General features: G+C 64.1%; 15 protein-coding genes. 8 read left to right on the top strand and 7 right to left on the bottom strand.

The window, feature by feature from the left end; translation table 11 throughout:
• Positions 1 to 37: 37 nt before the first annotated feature.
• The 3 genes from ATC00_RS09415 to ATC00_RS09405 all read left to right on the top strand — a co-directional run bounded on the left by ATC00_RS09415 (position 38) and on the right by ATC00_RS09405 (position 3,888).
• Positions 38 to 841: an SDR family oxidoreductase gene (locus ATC00_RS09415; protein ID WP_037378434.1), complete on the top strand. Its 804-nt coding sequence runs from the start codon at positions 38 to 40 to the stop codon at positions 839 to 841.
• Positions 842 to 940: 99 nt separating this feature from the next.
• Positions 941 to 2,536 (top strand): LTA synthase family protein, encoded by a 1,596-nt coding sequence (locus ATC00_RS09410; protein ID WP_037378433.1) that lies wholly within the window; start codon positions 941 to 943, stop codon positions 2,534 to 2,536.
• 23 nt (positions 2,537 to 2,559) lie between these two features.
• The gene (locus ATC00_RS09405; protein WP_064252603.1) at positions 2,560 to 3,888 is read left to right on the top strand and encodes a capsule biosynthesis protein; all 1,329 of its coding nucleotides are present in this window, start codon (positions 2,560 to 2,562) and stop codon (positions 3,886 to 3,888) included.
• Here the strand turns inward: ATC00_RS09405 and ATC00_RS09400 are convergent.
• From ATC00_RS09400 to ATC00_RS09370, 7 genes are all read right to left on the bottom strand, one after another.
• A complete protein-coding gene (locus ATC00_RS09400) occupies positions 3,858 to 4,868 on the bottom strand; it encodes a KpsF/GutQ family sugar-phosphate isomerase (protein ID WP_064252602.1) in 1,011 nt (336 codons plus the stop codon). The two genes, ATC00_RS09405 and ATC00_RS09400, sit on opposite strands and share 31 nt — an antisense overlap.
• A gap of 265 nt (positions 4,869 to 5,133) precedes the next feature.
• Positions 5,134 to 5,340 carry a hypothetical protein gene (locus ATC00_RS09395; protein ID WP_037378429.1) on the bottom strand — a complete coding sequence of 69 codons (207 nt, stop codon included), beginning with the start codon at positions 5,338 to 5,340 and terminating at the stop codon, positions 5,134 to 5,136.
• 501 nt (positions 5,341 to 5,841) lie between these two features.
• Positions 5,842 to 8,376, bottom strand: coding sequence for a protein translocase subunit SecD (secD, locus tag ATC00_RS09390; protein ID WP_064252601.1), 2,535 nt, complete (start codon positions 8,374 to 8,376; stop codon positions 5,842 to 5,844).
• Between the two features lie 153 nt (positions 8,377 to 8,529).
• Positions 8,530 to 8,985: a hypothetical protein gene (locus ATC00_RS09385; RefSeq protein WP_052035347.1), complete on the bottom strand. Its 456-nt coding sequence runs from the start codon at positions 8,983 to 8,985 to the stop codon at positions 8,530 to 8,532.
• A 157-nt stretch (positions 8,986 to 9,142) separates the two neighbouring features.
• Positions 9,143 to 10,753 carry a 5-guanidino-2-oxopentanoate decarboxylase gene (locus tag ATC00_RS09380; RefSeq protein ID WP_064252600.1) on the bottom strand — a complete coding sequence of 537 codons (1,611 nt, stop codon included), beginning with the start codon at positions 10,751 to 10,753 and terminating at the stop codon, positions 9,143 to 9,145.
• On the bottom strand, positions 10,750 to 11,940 hold the full coding sequence (locus ATC00_RS09375; RefSeq protein ID WP_064252599.1) for a pyridoxal phosphate-dependent aminotransferase: 1,191 nt from the start codon (positions 11,938 to 11,940) through the stop codon (positions 10,750 to 10,752). Before ATC00_RS09375 ends, ATC00_RS09380 begins: the two co-directional genes overlap by 4 nt.
• 18 nt (positions 11,941 to 11,958) lie before the next feature.
• Positions 11,959 to 12,573, bottom strand: coding sequence for a TetR family transcriptional regulator C-terminal domain-containing protein (locus ATC00_RS09370; protein ID WP_064252650.1), 615 nt, complete (start codon positions 12,571 to 12,573; stop codon positions 11,959 to 11,961).
• Between the two features lie 268 nt (positions 12,574 to 12,841).
• Between ATC00_RS09370 and ATC00_RS09365 the strand changes: the two genes are divergently transcribed.
• The 5 genes from ATC00_RS09365 to ATC00_RS09345 all read left to right on the top strand — a co-directional run bounded on the left by ATC00_RS09365 (position 12,842) and on the right by ATC00_RS09345 (position 17,213).
• Positions 12,842 to 13,615 (top strand): ABC transporter ATP-binding protein, encoded by a 774-nt coding sequence (locus ATC00_RS09365; protein ID WP_064252598.1) that lies wholly within the window; start codon positions 12,842 to 12,844, stop codon positions 13,613 to 13,615.
• Positions 13,616 to 13,651: 36 nt separating this feature from the next.
• A complete protein-coding gene (locus ATC00_RS09360; RefSeq protein ID WP_064252597.1) occupies positions 13,652 to 14,434 on the top strand; it encodes a transporter substrate-binding domain-containing protein in 783 nt (260 codons plus the stop codon).
• 61 nt (positions 14,435 to 14,495) lie between these two features.
• Positions 14,496 to 15,221: an ABC transporter permease gene (locus ATC00_RS09355; protein WP_064252596.1), complete on the top strand. Its 726-nt coding sequence runs from the start codon at positions 14,496 to 14,498 to the stop codon at positions 15,219 to 15,221.
• Positions 15,218 to 16,042, top strand: a complete 825-nt coding sequence (locus ATC00_RS09350; protein ID WP_037378414.1) for an ABC transporter permease — start codon at positions 15,218 to 15,220, stop codon at positions 16,040 to 16,042. The genes ATC00_RS09355 and ATC00_RS09350 overlap by 4 nt, the downstream gene beginning before the upstream one ends.
• A gap of 1 nt (position 16,043) precedes the next feature.
• On the top strand, positions 16,044 to 17,213 hold the full coding sequence (locus tag ATC00_RS09345; protein WP_037378411.1) for a M20 aminoacylase family protein: 1,170 nt from the start codon (positions 16,044 to 16,046) through the stop codon (positions 17,211 to 17,213).
• Positions 17,214 to 17,463: the final 250 nt, after the last annotated feature.

Genomic DNA, 17,463 nt, shown 5'->3' with positions numbered 1-17,463 from the left:
TGGCCGCGTCGAGCCGCGGCGGCAGGCAGGTTGCTGCATGACCCATGTGATCATAACCGGCGGCTCCAGCGGCATTGGCCTGGCACTCGCGGCCCTCTATGCGGGCCGGGGAGCGCGGCTGTCGCTCATTGCGCGCTCGCGCGATCTCCTGGAACTCGCGGCGCAGAAGCTCGTTGCCAAACACGGCGCCCAGGCCGCCGACATTCACATCGAAACGGCCGATGTCGCGAACGAGGCCGAAATCGGCGCGGCGATCGGCCACTGCGTCGAGGCGCTCGGCCCCTGCGACATTCTCGTGACCTCCGCAGGCATTGTCGAACCGGCGCCGTTCCTGGACGCGTCGAGCGACGCGTTCCGCCGTCAGATGGACACGAATTTTTCCGGCACCGTCAACGCGGTACGTGCCGTCTACCCGGACATGGCGCGGCGCCGCCGTGGTCACATCGTGATGATTTCGTCGGGTTCCGGGCTTATCGGCATCTACGGCTACACCGCCTATTGCGCGTCGAAGTTCGCGCTGCGCGGTTTTGCCGAGGCGTTGCGCAGCGAGGGCCGCTGCCATGGCGTCGACATATCGGTGGGCTTTCCACCGGATACGGAAACGCCCCAATTCGAGCGGGAGATCGCGGAGCGCCCGCCGGAGGCAAGCGTGGTGATGGGTGTCGTCCGTCCCTGGAGCGCGGAGGCCGTTGCCAGGAAGATCGGCAATGGCGTCGCAAAAAAGCGGTTCGAGATCTATTTCGGCCTCACGCTTTTCCTCCTCGGGCGCTTCGGCCCCGCCGTTCGGCCGCTGATCGACTGGTGGTTCGACCGGGCGATCGCGCGCAGTCGTGGACGGTGACCGTGGAGCTCTCTGCCGCGCTTGTGCCTGCAGTGGTTAGCATTTAAGTGTCGGGCGGAGACCTGCTGGCGAGGCGCGGAAAGGCTCGAAGGTAACGGATTGGCGCTACTTCCCTTTGAATTGCACGATTATCCGGCAGCGTTGACGCTTGGCTGTTGCCTGCTGTCCTGCGGGGTGATCTTCTTCACCGACCGCTTTGCCTTGCCGGCACGCGAGCGTCGGAAGAACGCGTCTCCGCATGGTCGCAACCAGGATATCATCGATGCGCTCGCCAGACTGCCGGTGATAGCCCTCGTCTTCGCCGGCTTTTTCGCCATCTCCTGGCGACCGCTCTACGCGGCGGCCGGGGTAATGAGCTTCTTCATCATCTTCACCGGCATTTCCCGCGCGAAGTTCAAGTTCATCCGCGAGCCGCTGGTCTTCTCCGACATCGCGCTCGTCGCCGACGTCTTCAAATACAAGAGCATTTTCTATGCGACCTCGCTGAACATCCTGTTCTGGATCGTCGCGTTCCTCTACGTCTTCGGGGTCTCTGGTCTCTACATGTATTTCGAGCCGAGCATCCTGCCGGCTCGCGACAAGCCCTTCTGGATCCTGGTGATGATCGCGGTCGCCGCCGGACCCTGGCTCCTGCTGTTCTACGGCCCCGTCAACCGCCCGACGGCCGCTCTCGTGCAGCGGCTCGTGGGCAAGAAGGTCAACGTCAAGATGAGCACGGTGCGCTTCGGCACCTTCGGCTCGGTGGTCTTCCACTTCATCGTCTGGCTGGGGGTCAAGCGCGAGAAGATCGTCGCCGAACTTTCAGAACGCCTGCGCGCCGCCGTTCATGAGTTGATCGGCCATGAGGAGGCGCCGCTGATCGTCGTCTGGCAATCGGAATCTTTCATCGACATGCGGCATTTCGGCGTCGACACGATCAAGCTGCCGGCGGTCGACAGGCTGCGCCAGCAGGCAGTGCAATGGGGCCGGTTGAGCAATGTTTTCGAGGGCGGCTACACGCTGCGCACCGAATTCGCGGTGTTGAGCGGCCTCGAGCCGGACGATATCCATGTCGATGCGAGCTATCCCTATCTTCGCGCCGCCCATTATGCCGATGTCGTCTGGCCGGGAAAGCTGAAGCGCGCCGGCTGGCGCACGCATTTCATTCATCCCTATGACCGGACTTTCTTCCTGCGCCACAAGGCCATGCCGGTGCTCGGCTTCGAGACACTGACCATGCTCGACGCCTTCGATCATGACCCTGCGCAAGACGGACTATATGTCTCCGATGCCGCGCTGGCGGCGAGAGTTCTGGAGGAGATGCGGAAACTCCCCGACGACGAAAGCGGGCTCTTCTTCGTTGCCTCAATGGCCAATCACGGGCCTTGGGAACCCGGCCGCGTCGAAACGCTCACCAACCCGGTCGACATCTACCTGGCGATCCTGCAGCAATCGGATGCCGCGCTGAGGAAGCTGGTCGACGGTCTCGACAGGCTGGACCGCCCGGTATGGCTCGTCTTCTACGGTGATCATGCGCCCCTCCTGAAGTCCTTTGCCGATCCCTTTCCCGACCCGCGCACGGACTATTTCATCGTCCCGCTTGCCAAAGCGCGCCCGGCAAATCACCGGCCCAAAGCTCCGAAGGACGAGGACCCGTGGAACCTTCTGCGTGCCCTGCTCAAGCACGCCAACCTGCACAGGGACGCGCTGCAATAGCGGCGGCTGCGGGGAATTCGAGCATGACGGCAGGCACCACGATCCAGCAGCCACGGCGGACATTCCTGTTCCTGCAGGGCCCGTCTTCGCCGATCTTTGCCAAGATCGCCGCGCGGCTCGAGGCCTTCGGCCACACATGCCTGCGCATCAATCTCAACGCGGGCGACCAGATCTTCTGGCGGCGCGGCGGGGCGCACAACTATCGCGGCTCGCTCACCGATTGGGGCGCTTATGTGGAGCTGTTCCTCCGCCGCCATTCCGTCAGCGATCTCGTCCTCCTCGGCGAGGAGCGCCCCTACCACCGGGTGGCGATCGCCGCCGCTCGCCGGCTCGGGATCGAGGTCTTCGTCGTCGAGATGGGGTATCTCAGGCCCGACTGGCTTACGCTCGAGCGAGGCGGCATGTCGTCCAATTCGCATTTCCCCGTCGATCCGCGGCAGATCCTGCAAGCGGCGGCCGGATTGCCGGAGCCGGACTGGCGGCGGCGGCACACACAGGCCTTCCTGGCCGAGGCGGCCTATGACCTTCTCTACAATCTGCCGAATGTCTTCTTCTGGTTTCTTTTTCCGGGTTATCGCCGGCACGCGATCTTTCATCCGCTGGCCGAATATGCCGGCTGGGTGAGACGTCTGGCTGCAAGCAAGCGCCAGCAAAGAGCCGCAGACGCGCTGGTCGCCTCGCTCACGGCTGCAGGCGCGCCCTATTTCGTCTACCCGCTGCAACTCGAGACCGATTTCCAACTGCGGGCGCACTCTCCCTTCAACAGCCAGAAGGAGGCGATCGCGGATATTTTGGCCTCCTTCGCGCGCCATGCGCCGGCGACCAGCAAGCTCGCCGTCAAGTTGCACCCGCTCGACAACAGCCTTATCCCCTGGCGCCGGATCATTGCCCATCAAGCGGCGGCCCTCGGGGTGGCCGAGCGCGTCATCTATCTTGATGGCGGCAATCTGGATCTGCTGGCGGAAAAGTGCACTGGCATGGTGACGGTCAACTCGACCGCCGGATTGCATGCCTTGAAGCAGGGCAAACCGGTGAAAATCCTCGGCAAAGCCGTTTTCGATATCGGGGGGCTCACGGACCAGCAGCCGCTAGATACGTTCTGGAAAGCGCCGCGGCCGCCGGATTCGGAGCTGAGCACGGCAATGTTCCGGCTGATGGCGGCCTCGATCCAGGTTCGCGGCAACTTCTATTCCGCCGCCGGAACCGATGCCGGGGCTCAAGCCATTGCCGAGCGACTGCACCACAACACCGTCAACGAACCCGGCGCCTTTGTCGATCCGCCGCCCCGGCAAAAGCCGGAAAAGAAGGCGGCCGCTTCGGGTCAGGCAACGCCGGCGCGCAAGAGGTCGTGAATGTGCAGGATGCCTTCGGGCATCCCCGCCTCGTCGACGAGGAACAGCACGGTGACCTTGTGCTCCTGCATGAATTCCATGGCGGCGCTCGCCAACAGGTCTGCCTGGACCACCTTCGGATGATGCGACATGACGTCTTCGACCGGCTGGCCGAGCAGGTCGCCGCCCATGTGCCGGCGCAAGTCGCCATCGGTGATGACGCCGACGAGCACGCCGGCTCCGTCGACGATGCCGACGACGCCGAAGCCCTTTGACGACATTTCAATGACGGCCTCGCTCATCGGCCGGCCGATGGCTAGCAGCGGCATCTGTTCGGCTTGATGCGCAAGCTCGTGCACCAGCCGCAATTGCGCGCCGAGCTTTCCGCCCGGATGGAAGGTCTTGAAGTCCTCGGCGGAAAAGCCGCGCCGCTCCAGAAGCGCGATCGCCAGCGCATCGCCGACGGCGAGTTGCAGCATGGCCGATGTCGTCGGTGCGAGGCCGTGCGGGCAGGCTTCCGGCACCCTTGGAAGCACCAGGGCAATCTCGGAATTGCGGGCCAGGATGCTGTCGCGGTTCGACGAGATCGAGACGATCGGCACCCTGAAGCGCTTGGCATAGGTGAGCATGTTGGCGAGTTCCGCCGTCTCGCCCGACCAGGACAACAGGATCAGCACGTCATCGGAGGTGACCATGCCGAGATCGCCGTGGCTTGCCTCGGTCGGGTGGACGAAATAGGCGGAGGTGCCGGTCGAGGCCAAGGTCGCGGCAATCTTGCGGCCGATATGCCCGCTCTTGCCGACGCCGGAAACGACGACCCGGCCATGCCCGTCACCAATCAACTCGACGGCACTGACGAGGCTTTGCGCAAAGTTTGCGTCCGCCGCTAGGTGCTCGGCGAGCGCCTTGATGCCGTTCGTCGCCGTCGTCAGTGTCCGGCCGATCGAGTCCAGAATGGCACTAGGGGAATGCCCTTCGGCCTTCACATTTCGCAAGCCCATAATCAAACCCGGTCCAGAAACGATATGACGGCGAGTTCGCCTCTCGCGGCCTCGCTCGGAATATAGAGCCAAATAAGCCCTTTCCTCTCGCAAACCAAGCCTCACTCCGCCGTGTATCGCCCAAATCGTCCACTTTTCGCAGCACTCACCTCGGTGGACTGGATTTTCCACAGGCGCGTTCGGCGGCAGGAAACGCGCCTCCGCGGGACCGTCCGTAACAAACTGCTTACGTTTCTCTCTTAAGGCTTGGGGCAGCGGCGCAGAATCACGCCGCCGCGCCGATCTGGGGTTTGGCCGCATTCCGGCCGGCAAGCAGGTGCCCTATGGCCGCACGCGCCTCATCGGCAGAGCCGAAACGCTTCGCGTCGAGATCCCAGACATGATACTTGACGGCCAGGAACTTGAACCGGTCCTGATCCGGGACGACGACGCCAACGGCTTCTCCGCCGTATTCGATAACTTGCTTGTTCATGCGAATAACGCTCCTCCACGCATCGGGCGCGGATATTTTCATTTCTCGGCAATAGGTGAATTCGGTAAGTTCGACAGGTCACATTCGGCAAAGCGTACGAATGAGGCCTTTCACTGTTGCACGACAAAGGGAACGAGAGCCGCAGGGGGCGGCGGTCGAGACGGTTCTGGACATGTCACTCTCCTTTGGCTGGGCGCGGCACAGAGCGCCGCGGCGTTTCATGAACAATGTGAGGCGGACTCCTTCCGCGTCACGGTCTGCAAACTAGAATAATCTACCAATTTAGTCAACTACAAAAACGATGAGACGAAAAATATTTCTTCTCCATGCGTTTCTGACTGCCTCGTAGACAATCCCGTGCTCCCCTGCAGGAGCACTTCCTATCTAGGGAGCGCCGAATCGGCCTGCAAGTGACGATTCGGATAAAGGCAGCACTTTCGGACAAAAAAGGGGCAGCCCCTCGAGGCTGCCCCTGACTTTTCGGCAACAGGCGCGGCGGCGTCAGGCCGCCGGCGCACCGGGCTGCTGCGCACCGGAGCGGCTCGCCTCGCGGTCCTTCCACCAACGGCTGAGGAACAGCAGGATCGGACCGCCGATATAGATCGACGAGGTCGTCGCGACGATCACCCCGAAGATCATCGGCCAGGCGAAGCTGCGCACCGCTTCGCCGCCCCAGATCGCCATCGGCACCAGCGAAAGCGCCGTCGCCATCGAGGTGAAGATGCATCGCGCGATCACCTGGTTGATGCTCATGTCGATGAGATCGGAGAACGGCATCGACTTGTACTTGCGCAGGTTCTCGCGCATGCGGTCGTAGACCACCACCTTGTCGTTGACCGAGTAGCCGATCATCGTCAGCAGGGCTGCAATCGCCGTCAGATTGAAGTCGATCCCCATCAGCGCGAAGAAGCCGACGGTCTTGGTGATATCGAGCAGCAACACGGCGATCGCGCCGACGGCGAAGTGCCATTCGAAGCGGAACCAGATGTAGAGCAGGATCGCCACCATGGCGAGACCGACGGCGAGGAAGCCCGAACGCGCCAGCTCGCCGCTGACCGTCGGACCGACGACCTCGGTCCGCTCCATCGTCGAATCCGGAATCGCTTTGGTTACCGCATCCTTGATCTTGTTCAGGGCTGCCGTCTGCTCCTGTTCGCCACCGGGCTGGCGCTGGACGCGGATGAGCACCGATTGGCCGCCGCCGAAGTCCTGCAGCGCCACCTCGCCGAGATTGAGCTCTTCGAGGCCGTGGCGCAGCGTCGGCAGGTCGATCTTATCCTTTGAAACCGCCTCGACCTGAATGCCGCCGATGAAGTCGATGCCGTAGTTGAGGCCCGGCGTGAAGAACAGGATGACCGAACTGATCGACAGGAAGGCCGAGAAGCCGATCGCCTGGTAGCGGCGCTTCATGAAGGAGAAGGTCGGCAAATGCGGCACCCGTCCGAAGAGCGACGGGATCTCCAGCTTCTTCATCTTGCGGCGCACGACAACCTCGCGCATCAGCAGGCGCACGACGGTGACCGACGTGAACATCGAGATGATGATGCCGAGCATCATGGTGACCGCGAAGCCGCGGACCGGACCACTGCCGAGCCAGAACAGGAGAACCGTACCGGCAAGCGTGGTGACGTTGGAATCGAGGATGGTCGCATAGGCCTTGTTGAAGCCGACGTCGAGCGCCTTCATCGCACCGGCGCCTGCTTCCGTCTCTTCGCGGATGCGGGCGTTGATGAGGATGTTGGCGTCGACCGCCATGCCGATGCCGAGGATAATACCGGCAATGCCCGGCAGGGTCAGCGTCGAGCCGATCAGGCCGAGAACGCCGATTGTCATGATGGTGTGCAGCACCAGGCCGGCATTGGCGATCATGCCCCAGGCACCGTAAAGGACAATCATGAGGGTGACGACGAGGCCGAACCCGGCAAGGCCCGTATAGAGACCCATGCGGATCGAATCGCTGCCGAGGTTAGGCCCGACCGAGCGCTCCTCGATGATAGTGAGCGGTGCTGGCAGGGCGCCGGAGCGAAGCAGTGCCGAGAGGACCGTTGCCTCCTCCACCGTGAAGTTGCCGCTGATCTGGCCACGGCCGCCGAGGATCGGTTCGTTGATGACCGGCGCCGTCAGGACCTTGCCGTCGAGGACGATGGCAAAGGGACGGCCGACATTTTCGCGGGTGATGTCGGCGAACTGACGGGCGCCGAGCGAGTCGAAGGCGAAGTCCACGACCGGCTGGTTGGTGCGCTGGTCGAAGCCGACCTTCGCATCTTCGAGGCGTTCGCCGGAAATGGCGATACGGCTTTCGACCGGATACTTGTTGCCGTCATCGGCGCCCGGCAGGATATCGACGCCGCGCGGAGCCGGCTGCGTGATATCGACGGTCTGGTCGAGCATGTGGAAGCTCATCTGCGCGGTCGAGCCGAGCAGCTCGCGCAGCCGCGTCGGGTCCTGGAGGCCCGGCAGCTGCACGAGAATGCGGTTCGAGCCGATGCGCTGGATCAGCGGCTCGGCGACGCCGACCTGGTCGACGCGGTTGCGGATGATTTCAAGGCTCTGCTCGACCGCCTTGGTCATACGGTCGGCAAGGCCTGCCTCGGTCATGTCAAGTGTGATCACGTCGCCATTTGCCGTCACGTCGAGCTCGGGCGCGGAGCCGCCGAAGCCAACGGTGCCGACGGGTGCCGCGAGTTCCTGCAGCTTCGGCAGCACCTTTTCGCGGTCAGCCGGATCCGTGACGTTTACCGTCACGCTATTGCCGCTGATGCGCGCCGAAGAAGCCGAGACGCGTTCGCCGCGCAGAACGCGGCGGGTGTCGTCGAGAAGCGAGTTGAGGCGCGCCTTCTGCAGCCCCGCCCCGTCGACCTCGAGCACGAGGTGCGATCCCCCCCTGAGGTCGAGGCCGAGGGTGACCGGCTTGAAGGGAAGCACGGAAGCGAATTGCTCCCGCATGGCCGGCGTCAGCACGCTCGGCACCGCCGCGAGGCATCCGAAGATAATGATCGCGACATAGGCGAGAACCGCCCATCTGGATGTACGCATGTGGAAATTCCAAAAACGCCCGGACGCGCCTTGTGGCACTCATCGGGCTGGGTTTCATCGAGCCGGAGTGGACCTCCGCCGAATTCTCAATCGCAATTCTACTGCATGTCTCCTTAAATCGACCTCGATTTAAGGACAAAGACATGCAGCAATTCAAATTGCTACAGCGACCCTTGCGCGTCTGATAAGACGCGCGGCGCTGTAGGCCGCGGGCGGTCCGCGGATGCGCTCGCTTGCGTGGCGGGCGCCGGCTGCGCCTTCCCTGCGCGGGAAAACGAGGAGCCGAATGTCTTCATAGGTCGGCAAGATCGCCGCTTCGGCCGCAAGGACCGCGGCCGGATCGCCGCCGAGCGTCAGCTTGCCATCGGGTCGCTCGCCGACGATGCGCAATTCCGGCAAGGCGACGGCGCGCGAGACCTGACGGGCGGCGGGGCGATCGGGCGCTCCGCTGTCGGGCGCCGAGACACTGCCGCTCTGCGCACCCAGACGACCGGAAACGCCCTGCCCGACGGCGATGACCTGCATGGCAAAGGAAGCGCAGAACAGCCACAGCACGGCAAGAAGCCGGCCGGCCTGCATGTTTCTGCTGCCACCACCCAAGCGGTCCATCGAGGACGCAGTCCCTTTCTCTCGGCGCCTTTAGCGCCCGCAGATATAATTCAGCCCGATCCCGTAAGCCTAGTTGAAGAACATGGCCGGATTCGAGCAGGCGCCCTTAACACCATTCCGGGGCGCAAAAGTCAAATCTGCGCTCGCCTGACACCGGTCAGCCGCCGACGCCGGCGGTCTTGTCCTGATGGATCTCGATCAGCGACGGCCCCGGCTGCAAAGCGGCCTCCGCGAGCGCGCGCGGCAAGTCCTTAATATCCGTCAACCGCTCGGCCGGGACACCATAAGCCTTGGCGGTCAGCAGGAAGTCCGGCGCCGAAGGCTTCACGCCTTCCGGCATGACCCCGGCTTCGACCATGTGGGACTCGATCTCCCGATAGCCATCATTGTTCCAGACGAGGAAGATCACTCTCGCTCCGGCGTCAAACGCCGAGCCGATCTCGGCTAGCGAAAACTGGAAACCGCCGTCGCCGACAAGGCAGACGACCGGCCTCGCGCGGTCGGCAATCGCCGCGCCGACCGCCGCCGGTGGGGCATAGCCGAGCGAACCGTAACCGGTGGCGGAATTGAACCAGGCGCGCTGCCGCGGTGCGTCGCAATAGAGATTGCCAGCATAGACGGCCTGGGTCGAATCGCCAACGATCGTGCAGTCCGGAAGGGCCTTGTAGATCAGCTCGATGACACCGATCTCGGCTCGCATCTTCGGGGTCAGTTCCTTCAGGGCCTTGCGCGCCGCGTCGGCCCGCGATGCGCCGTCCTTCGCCGCGGTATGGCCGGGCAGGAAGCCCAGAATGCCCGCCGTTGCCGCCCTTGCGCCGGAAAGGATCGACAGCGCCGCCTGCGGCCCCCGCGCCAGCTGCGCGGCGTCGATATCGGTGCGGATCAGGTTGCCGAGGACGGGAAAACCGCCGTCGCCGTAGAGGTCGTAGTCGGTCTGCCCCATCTCGGTGCCGAGCGCCAGCACCAGATCGGCCTCGCGCAGCAGGGCGCGAACGGCCTTGAGGCTTGGGCTTGCCGGCACGCGCAGCGGATGACTGGCCAGCATGCCGCGGGCGTTCACCGTGGTGACCACCGGCGCGCCGATCTGCTCGGCGAGCGCACGCACTTCCGCCTCCGCCGTCAGGGCGCCGCCGCCGCAGAGGATGACCGGGCGCGCGGCTTCGGCACAGAGGATCGCCGCCCTCTGCAGGGTTTCGCTGTCGGAGCGCGGGCGGGTCGCCGCCGCCGGTTTTGTCCCCCGGCTTTCAATCCGCTCGGCCATCACATCGGTCGGGATCTCGATATGCACCGGCCCGGGCCGGCCGGAAAGCAGCACCGCGAAGGCACGGTCGACGACCAGCGGCAGGTCGGTTGGATTGATCAGCGTGTGGGAATAAAGCGCCAGGGTCTTCATCATGCCCTGCTGATCGGGAAGCTCGTGCAGCAGACCGCGGCCATGCCCCAGCGAGTCGCGCCGGTTGACGCCGGAAATGACCAGCATCGGGATCGAATCCTGCCGCGCCTGCGCCATCGCCGTGATCGTATTGGTCAGCCCCGGCCCGGTGATGACCAGCGCCACGCCCGGCTTGCCGCTGACGCGCGCATAGCCGTCGGCCATGAAGCCGGCACCCTGCTCGTGGCGCGGCGTCACATGGCGGATCTTCGACGCCGAAAGCCCACGATAGAGTTCGACCGTGTGAACGCCGGGAATGCCGAACACGACCTCGACCCCGTTCGCCTCGAGCAGATCGACGAGCACCTCGCCAACGGTTTTCATCTCGGCGCTCATGCGCGGCGCTCCCTTCGATCCGTGCAGCGTTCGGCGAGAGCGGCGATGCGCCGGCACGCCTCGTCGAGCGGCGCATCCGGTACGGTCAGGCTCACCCGGACGAAATCCTGCGCCTGCTCACCGAACGAGGAGCCCGGCATCACTGCCACGCCTTCTTCCTCGAGCAGCGCCCACGCGAAGGCTTCGCCCGAGAGACCCGTTCCGGCGACGTCGATCAGCGCGAACATGCCGGCCTCCGGCGGCAGAACCGAGACGCCCGGCGTCCGGGCGAGAGCCATCGCTATCCGGCCGGCGCGCCCCCTGTAAGCCTCGCGCATCTGCCGCGCCGTGTCGATCTCATGCGTCAGCGCATAGGCGGTCATGTCGGCAATGAAGGGCTGCTGGCCGAAAAGCATCGTTTCCGAAACCGGCAGCAGGCGTTCGGTGAATTCCGCCGGCCCGATCGCCCAGCCGCTGCGGAAGCCGGGGGCGGCATGCGACTTCGAAATGGACGAGACAACCACGGTGCGTTCGGCGAGATCCGGATTGTCGAAGGGCGACGCGAAGACGGCGTCGAAGACCAGTTCCTCATAGACCTCATCGCAGACGATCCAGAGATCATGGCGGCGCGCCACCTCGCCGATGGCCGCGATCTCCGCCGCCGTCAGCACTGCTCCGGTCGGGTTGTGCGGCGTGTTCAGAAGCAGGACGCGGCAGGCGGGCGTGACCGCCCGCTCCAGGTCTTCCGCCCGCATGTGAAAACCGTGCTCCGGCTTTAGCGGCACCAGGACTGGATGGGCGCCGGTCGCACGGATGACGCCTTCGTAGGTGGCATAGAGCGGATCGCCGACGAGCACGCCGTCGCCGGCCTCGGTCAGACCCAGCATGACGGCGAAGAGGGCCGTCTGGGTGCCGGGAAAACAGAGAATGTTCGCCGCAGTCACATCGGCACGGCGGCGACGGTATTTTTCCGCAAGCGCGGCGACGATGGCGGGCTCGCCACGGCCATTCGAATAGCGGTAGCGCCCGGCATTCATGGCGCGCTGGCACTCGTCGAGAAGGGCGCGGTCCGGCGGCAGGTCCGGCTCGCCGATGGTGAGCTCGATGAGATCAGCGCCGCTCGCCTTCAGCTGCCGCGCGCGGATGTGCAGCGACCATTTGCCGGAGCCGAGATCCGCCAGGCGCGAGGTGATCGACGCGTAACGCATGGTGATTTCTCCCGTCTGTTATTGTTCTATCGGCAGGCCGAGCAACGCCTCGACGGAGGCCATGGCTATGCCGACCAGTTCGCCATCGCGGAAAAGATCGCCGGCAAGACAGCCTTCCACCCACAGCCCGTCGACGAGGCCATTTATCGCAATCGCGTAGCGGCGGCATTCCTCCGGACCAGCGGGCCTGCCCTTCGCCGCGAGGAAAACGCTCAACAGATCCTGGAGCGCGTTGCGAAAGGCGAGATAACCCTCGCGATGGATTTCGGCGAGCACCGGATCGACGCGCACCTGGCTGATGAAGGCGGCCCAGAGCGAGACGCTGCGGCTGTCGGCGACCGGTTCGGTCAGGTTGATGGCAATGAAGTCCTTGAGCCGCGTCGTCGGATCGCCCTCGACATTTTTCGCCTTTTCGGTGAGGGAGGCGATGACGGCGCGATAGGCCTCCGCCACCATCTGATCCTTCGAGTCGAAATAGTGACGGACAAGCCCGGCGGTCACGCCGGCGCGGACCGCGATCTGCCGGACCGTCGCGCCCTTGAGCCCGAATTCCGCTATGCAGTCGAGCGTCGCCTCGATCAGTTCCTGGCGGCGTTCGCCTTCCGGAGCGCGGTGAAAGCTGCGGCGGTTCACGGCCGCCCCCATTCGCTCTGCCCGATCGTCGGTGTCTGCCAGACGGTTAGGCTCATTGCGCGGCTCCTGCGGGGATGTCGTATATGAATGAGGGCGCGCCAAAAATCAGCGGCGAAGTTATTATACACTTGAATAATAGTGGCACAAGTGCAACGATGCCTATCATGAAACAGCGTGACAAGCCGAAGATGCTGCACGAAAAGACGACCAGGGGGACTGTTTTCATGCCTTCACGAGAAGCTCTGCGAGGGACGGGAGACGTCTGTCGATGACGGATGCGGCCCAGGCAATCGAGGTCACCGACCTCCACAAACGTTTCGGGCCATTGGAAGTGCTGAAGGGTGTGTCGCTCAACGCCCGGCAAGGCGACGTGATTGCCGTCATCGGCGGCAGCGGCTCCGGGAAATCGACCTTTCTGCGCTGCATCAACATGCTGGAATTGCCCTCGGCCGGACGGGTCTCGGTCCATGGCGAAGAAATCCGCATGAAACCGGACGGCAAAGGCGGATTGGTTCCCGCCGACCGCAAGCAGGTGCAGCGCATCCGCACCCAACTCGGCATGGTCTTCCAGAGCTTCAATCTCTGGCAGCACATGACGATCCTCGAAAACGTCATCGAGGCTCCGGTCCACGTGCTGGGGAAATCCAGGGCCGAGGCCGTGGAGACGGCGGAGAGGCTGCTCAACCGCGTCGGGCTTTTCGAGAAGCGCGATGCCTATCCGGCCTTTCTCTCCGGCGGCCAGCAGCAGCGCGCCGCGATCGCCCGCGCCTTGGCGATCCAGCCGCTGGTCATGCTCTTCGACGAACCGACTTCGGCGCTCGACCCAGAGCTCGTCGGCGAAGTCCTCGCCGTGATCGGCGATCTTGCGCGCGAGAAGCGGACGATGATCCTCGTCACCCACGAGATGAAGTTCGCCCGCGACGTCGCCAACCATATCGTCTTCCTGCACAACGGCATCATCGAGGAACAGGGGCCGCCCGAGGCGATCTTCGGCGCGCCGAAATCCGAAAGGCTGAAGAAGTTCATCAGTTCGATTCATTGAATTCAGCAATGCTCAACAACCAAAAAAGGGAACAGCATGAAGAAGACATTGAAGCTCCTGGCGGTCGCCGCCGCCCTGTCGATCGCCGGCGCCGTTGCCGCTTCGGCCGAACAGGTCAAGGTCGGCATTGCCGCCGAACCCTACCCGCCCTTCACCTCGCCGGACGCGAACGGCAACTGGGAAGGCTGGGAGGTCGAGTTCATGAAGGCGATGTGCGCCGAGGCGAAGCTTGATTGCGTGATCACCCCCGTCGCCTGGGACGGCATCATCCCGGCGCTGACGTCGAAGAAGATCGACATGATCGTCGGCTCGATGTCGATCACCACGGAACGCCTTAAAACGATCGACTTCTCCGACAAATACTACAACACGCCGACAGGCATCATCGGCGCCAAGGGCGAGGACTTCAAGCCGACGCCGGAAGGGCTAGCCGGCAAGACGCTCGGCGTGCAGGTGGCGACCGTGCACCAGGCCTATGCGACGAAGCATTTCGCCCCGGCCGACGTGGAGGTCAAGGAGTACCAGACGCAGGACGAGGCTAACCAGGACCTTGCCGCCGGGCGTCTCGACGCCGTGCAGGCCGATGCGATCGCTCTCGACGCCTTCCTGAAGAGCGACCAGGGCAAGGAATGCTGCGACTACAAGGGCGAAGTCGCCCAGGACATCGACGTGCTCGGACCGGGCGTCGGCGTCGGGCTGCGCAAGGGCGAGACCGAACTCAAGGACAAGATCAACGCGGGGATCAAGGCGATCCGCGAGAACGGCACCTACGACACGTTCTCGAAGAAGTACTTCGACTTCGACATCTACGGCGGCTGACCGCAGCAGGCCGGCGGTCCGATGACCTGCCGGCCTTTGGTTTTCGGCGCACGAGGTAGCGATGGCCGCGGATTCCCTCATCAACTGGAGCCTGCTGGCGCTTGCGGCGCCAGGCTGGGGCGGCGTTCTGCTGCAGGGTTTCCTCCACTCGGTCGAAATCGCCGTCGGCGGCTATGCGCTCGGTTTGCTGCTCGGCGTCGGCGGCGCCTTCGGCAAGCTCTATGGCGGCCCGGTGCTGCGCGACCTGCTCGAGTGCTATACGACCATCGTGAGGGCCGTCCCCGAGCTGGTCCTCATCCTGCTTCTCTACTATGCCGGAACCGACCTCCTGAATCAGTTCCTCGGCGCCATGGGGATTGGCACAGTCGATATCAGCGGCTTGGCGGCCGGCATCTTCGTCATTGGCGTCGTGCAGGGCGCCTATTCGACCGAAGTGCTGCGCGGCGCCATCAAGGCGGTGCTCCCAGGACAGATCGAGGCGGCGCGCGCTTACGGCATGTCGCCGACCAAGGTTCTGCGGCGCATTACGCTGCCCGCGATGCTGCCCTATGCCATACCCGGGCTTGCCAATCTCTGGCTGATCGCCACCAAGGACACGGCGCTGCTTGCCGTCGTCGGCTTCAGCGAACTGACGCTCGTCACCCGCCAGGCGGCCGGCACCACCAAGGCCTATTTGCTGTTCTTCTGCGCGGCCGGGGCGCTCTATCTCGCCCTGACGCTCGTCTCTAACCTTCTCATCGGCATCATCGAGCGGCACGCCCGGCGCGGCTTCGCGGAGCAGCGATGACCGACGAAACGACCCACGCACTCGCGCTTGTCCCCGAGGACCTTCCCACAGCAGAGAGCTTTCTCAAGCCGCATCGCATCGTCCTCATGATCCTCTTCGCCGGCCTCGTCGTCGCTGTCGCGGTCTTCATGCGTTGGGATTGGCTGCCGCGCTACCTGCCGAGGCTCGGCTCCGGCATCCTCGTCAGCCTGGCCATGCTGTTCGGCACCGCGATCCTGGGATTCCTGCTCGCCGTCCCTCTCGGGCTCGTCCAGGTGACCGGCCCCTGGTTCCTCAAGCTCCCGGCCCGTCTCTTCTGCACCATCATCCGCGGAACGCCGCTGCTCTTGCAGCTCTGGCTGCTCTATTACGGCCTCGGTTCGCTCTTTCCCCAGTTCCCCTGGATCCGCCATTCCTTCCTCTGGCCCTACCTGCGCGAAGCGTGGCCCTATGGGGTGGCGGCGCTGACGCTCTCCTTCGCGGCTTACGAGGGGGAAGTGATGCGCGGCGCCTTTGCCGGCGTGCCGCAGGGAGAATTGGAGGCGGCTCGCGCCTATGGCATGGGGCGCTGGACGATGTTCCGGCGCATCTGGCTGCCGCGCGCCGTCCACCGGGCGCTGCCGACGCTCAACGGCGAGACCGTGCTGCAACTCAAATCGACGCCGCTCGTCGCCACCATTACCGTGGTCGACGTCTATGCGGTGATCTCCAAGGTGCGGCAGGAAACCTATCTCACCTACGAGCCGTTGCTCTTGCTTGCGCTCATCTACATGTGCCTGACCGGCATCCTGGTCGTCGCCTTCCGCTATTTCGAGAATCGCATTCCTACCAGTGGTGCCTGACATGAAAATTTCCGCTGCGATCAGCAATGCCTTGCCGGAACTCGTCGCCATTCGCCGCGACCTGCACGCCCATCCGGAACTCGGACTGGAAGAACGGCGCACGTCGGCCTTCATCGCCGGCCATCTCGAAGCGCTCGGCTACACGGTGACGACAGGGCTCGCCAAAACCGGCGTCGTCGGCACGCTCAGGAACGGCAGCAGCCCGCGTTCGATCGGCATCCGCGCCGATATCGACGCCTTGCCGATCCTTGAGGAAACCGGCCTCAACTATGCCAGCAAGACGCCGGGGCTGATGCATGCCTGCGGCCACGACGGCCACACGGCGATGCTCCTCGGCGCCGCCCGGGCGCTTGCAGAGCGGAAGAATTTTGACGGCACCGTCCACCTTATCTTCCAGCCGGCCGAGGAGAATTTCGGCGGTGCGAAGATCATGATCGACGAGGGTCTGTTCGAGAGGTTCCCCTGCGATGCCGTGTTCGCGCTTCACAACGAGCCGAATCTCCCCTTCGGACAGTTCGCATTGCGCGAGGGTCCGATCGGGGCCGCCGTCGACGAGGCACGGATCACCGTTCACGGCCGCGGCGGTCATGGCGCCGAACCGCAGGAGACAGCCGACCCCATCGTCTGCGGCGCCAGCATCGTCATGGCGCTGCAGACGATCGTATCGCGCAACATCCATCCGATGGACCCAACCGTCGTCACCGTCGGAGCCTTCCACGCGGGTTCGGCGAGCAACATCATCCCCGAGCGAGCGGAAATCGTCGTCGGCATCCGCTCCTTCGATCCGGCCGTTCGCGACGAACTGGAGCGCCGAATTCGAATGATTGCCGAGGCGCAGGCGGCGAGCTTCGGCATGCGAGCCACCGTCGACTATTTGCGTAGCTATGACGCCACGATCAATCACAAGGCGGAGACGGATTTCGTCCGCGACCTCGCGATCCGCTTCGCCGGGGCGGACAAGGTCGTCGATCTGGCGCGGCCCTATATGGGCAGCGAGGACTTCGCCTACATGCTCAAGGAGAGGCCGGGGACCTATTTCTTCCTGGGGTCGCGGGTGACCGGCGAGGAGAAGCCGCTCCACCACCCGGGCTATAATTTCAACGACGATCTGCTGCCGGTTGGCGCGGCGTTCTGGACCGAGCTCGCCGAGGCCTATCTGGCGCGACCGTAGTTAGTGCATGTCGCCCAAAAGTGTGCAGCGGTTTTGGGACAACGACATGCAAAAACGGTCCAAATGCCACAGGCGAAACATTGCCGCAGTGTGACAACGTGGCCGGCGGCCCGTCATTGACCTTTGGCAATTCTGCATCAAATTCAATCACACGATGAAGTCGAGGCTCCGGCGCTCGATGAGCGAATGAATGATCGTGCGGGATGCAAGGGCTCCTTACGCGTCCGCCCCGACCGCCCGGCTGAGAGGA

It is taken from the genome of Sinorhizobium americanum (genome assembly GCF_001651855.1).
GTDB classification, from domain to species: Bacteria; Pseudomonadota; Alphaproteobacteria; order Rhizobiales; family Rhizobiaceae; genus Sinorhizobium; species Sinorhizobium americanum.
The sequence above is the reverse complement of the archived record's forward strand: the minus strand, read 5'-3'. Positions and strand labels throughout refer to the sequence as shown.

Bases quoted from the DNA above. Each gene is read 5' to 3' on its own strand.
- ATC00_RS09415 (WP_037378434.1), top strand. From the start codon at position 38: ATGACCCATGTGATCATAACCGGCGGCTCCAGCGGCATTGGCCTGGCA.
- ATC00_RS09405 (WP_064252603.1), top strand. From the start codon at position 2,560: ATGACGGCAGGCACCACGATCCAGCAGCCACGGCGGACATTCCTGTTC.
- ATC00_RS09400 (WP_064252602.1), bottom strand. From the start codon at position 4,868: ATGGGCTTGCGAAATGTGAAGGCCGAAGGGCATTCCCCTAGTGCCATT.
- ATC00_RS09395 (WP_037378429.1), bottom strand. From the start codon at position 5,340: ATGAACAAGCAAGTTATCGAATACGGCGGAGAAGCCGTTGGCGTCGTC.
- secD (WP_064252601.1), bottom strand. From the start codon at position 8,376: ATGCGTACATCCAGATGGGCGGTTCTCGCCTATGTCGCGATCATTATC.
- ATC00_RS09385 (WP_052035347.1), bottom strand. From the start codon at position 8,985: ATGGACCGCTTGGGTGGTGGCAGCAGAAACATGCAGGCCGGCCGGCTT.
- ATC00_RS09380 (WP_064252600.1), bottom strand. From the start codon at position 10,753: ATGAGCGCCGAGATGAAAACCGTTGGCGAGGTGCTCGTCGATCTGCTC.
- ATC00_RS09375 (WP_064252599.1), bottom strand. From the start codon at position 11,940: ATGCGTTACGCGTCGATCACCTCGCGCCTGGCGGATCTCGGCTCCGGC.
- ATC00_RS09365 (WP_064252598.1), top strand. From the start codon at position 12,842: ATGACGGATGCGGCCCAGGCAATCGAGGTCACCGACCTCCACAAACGT.
- ATC00_RS09360 (WP_064252597.1), top strand. From the start codon at position 13,652: ATGAAGAAGACATTGAAGCTCCTGGCGGTCGCCGCCGCCCTGTCGATC.
- ATC00_RS09355 (WP_064252596.1), top strand. From the start codon at position 14,496: ATGGCCGCGGATTCCCTCATCAACTGGAGCCTGCTGGCGCTTGCGGCG.
- ATC00_RS09350 (WP_037378414.1), top strand. From the start codon at position 15,218: ATGACCGACGAAACGACCCACGCACTCGCGCTTGTCCCCGAGGACCTT.
- ATC00_RS09345 (WP_037378411.1), top strand. From the start codon at position 16,044: ATGAAAATTTCCGCTGCGATCAGCAATGCCTTGCCGGAACTCGTCGCC.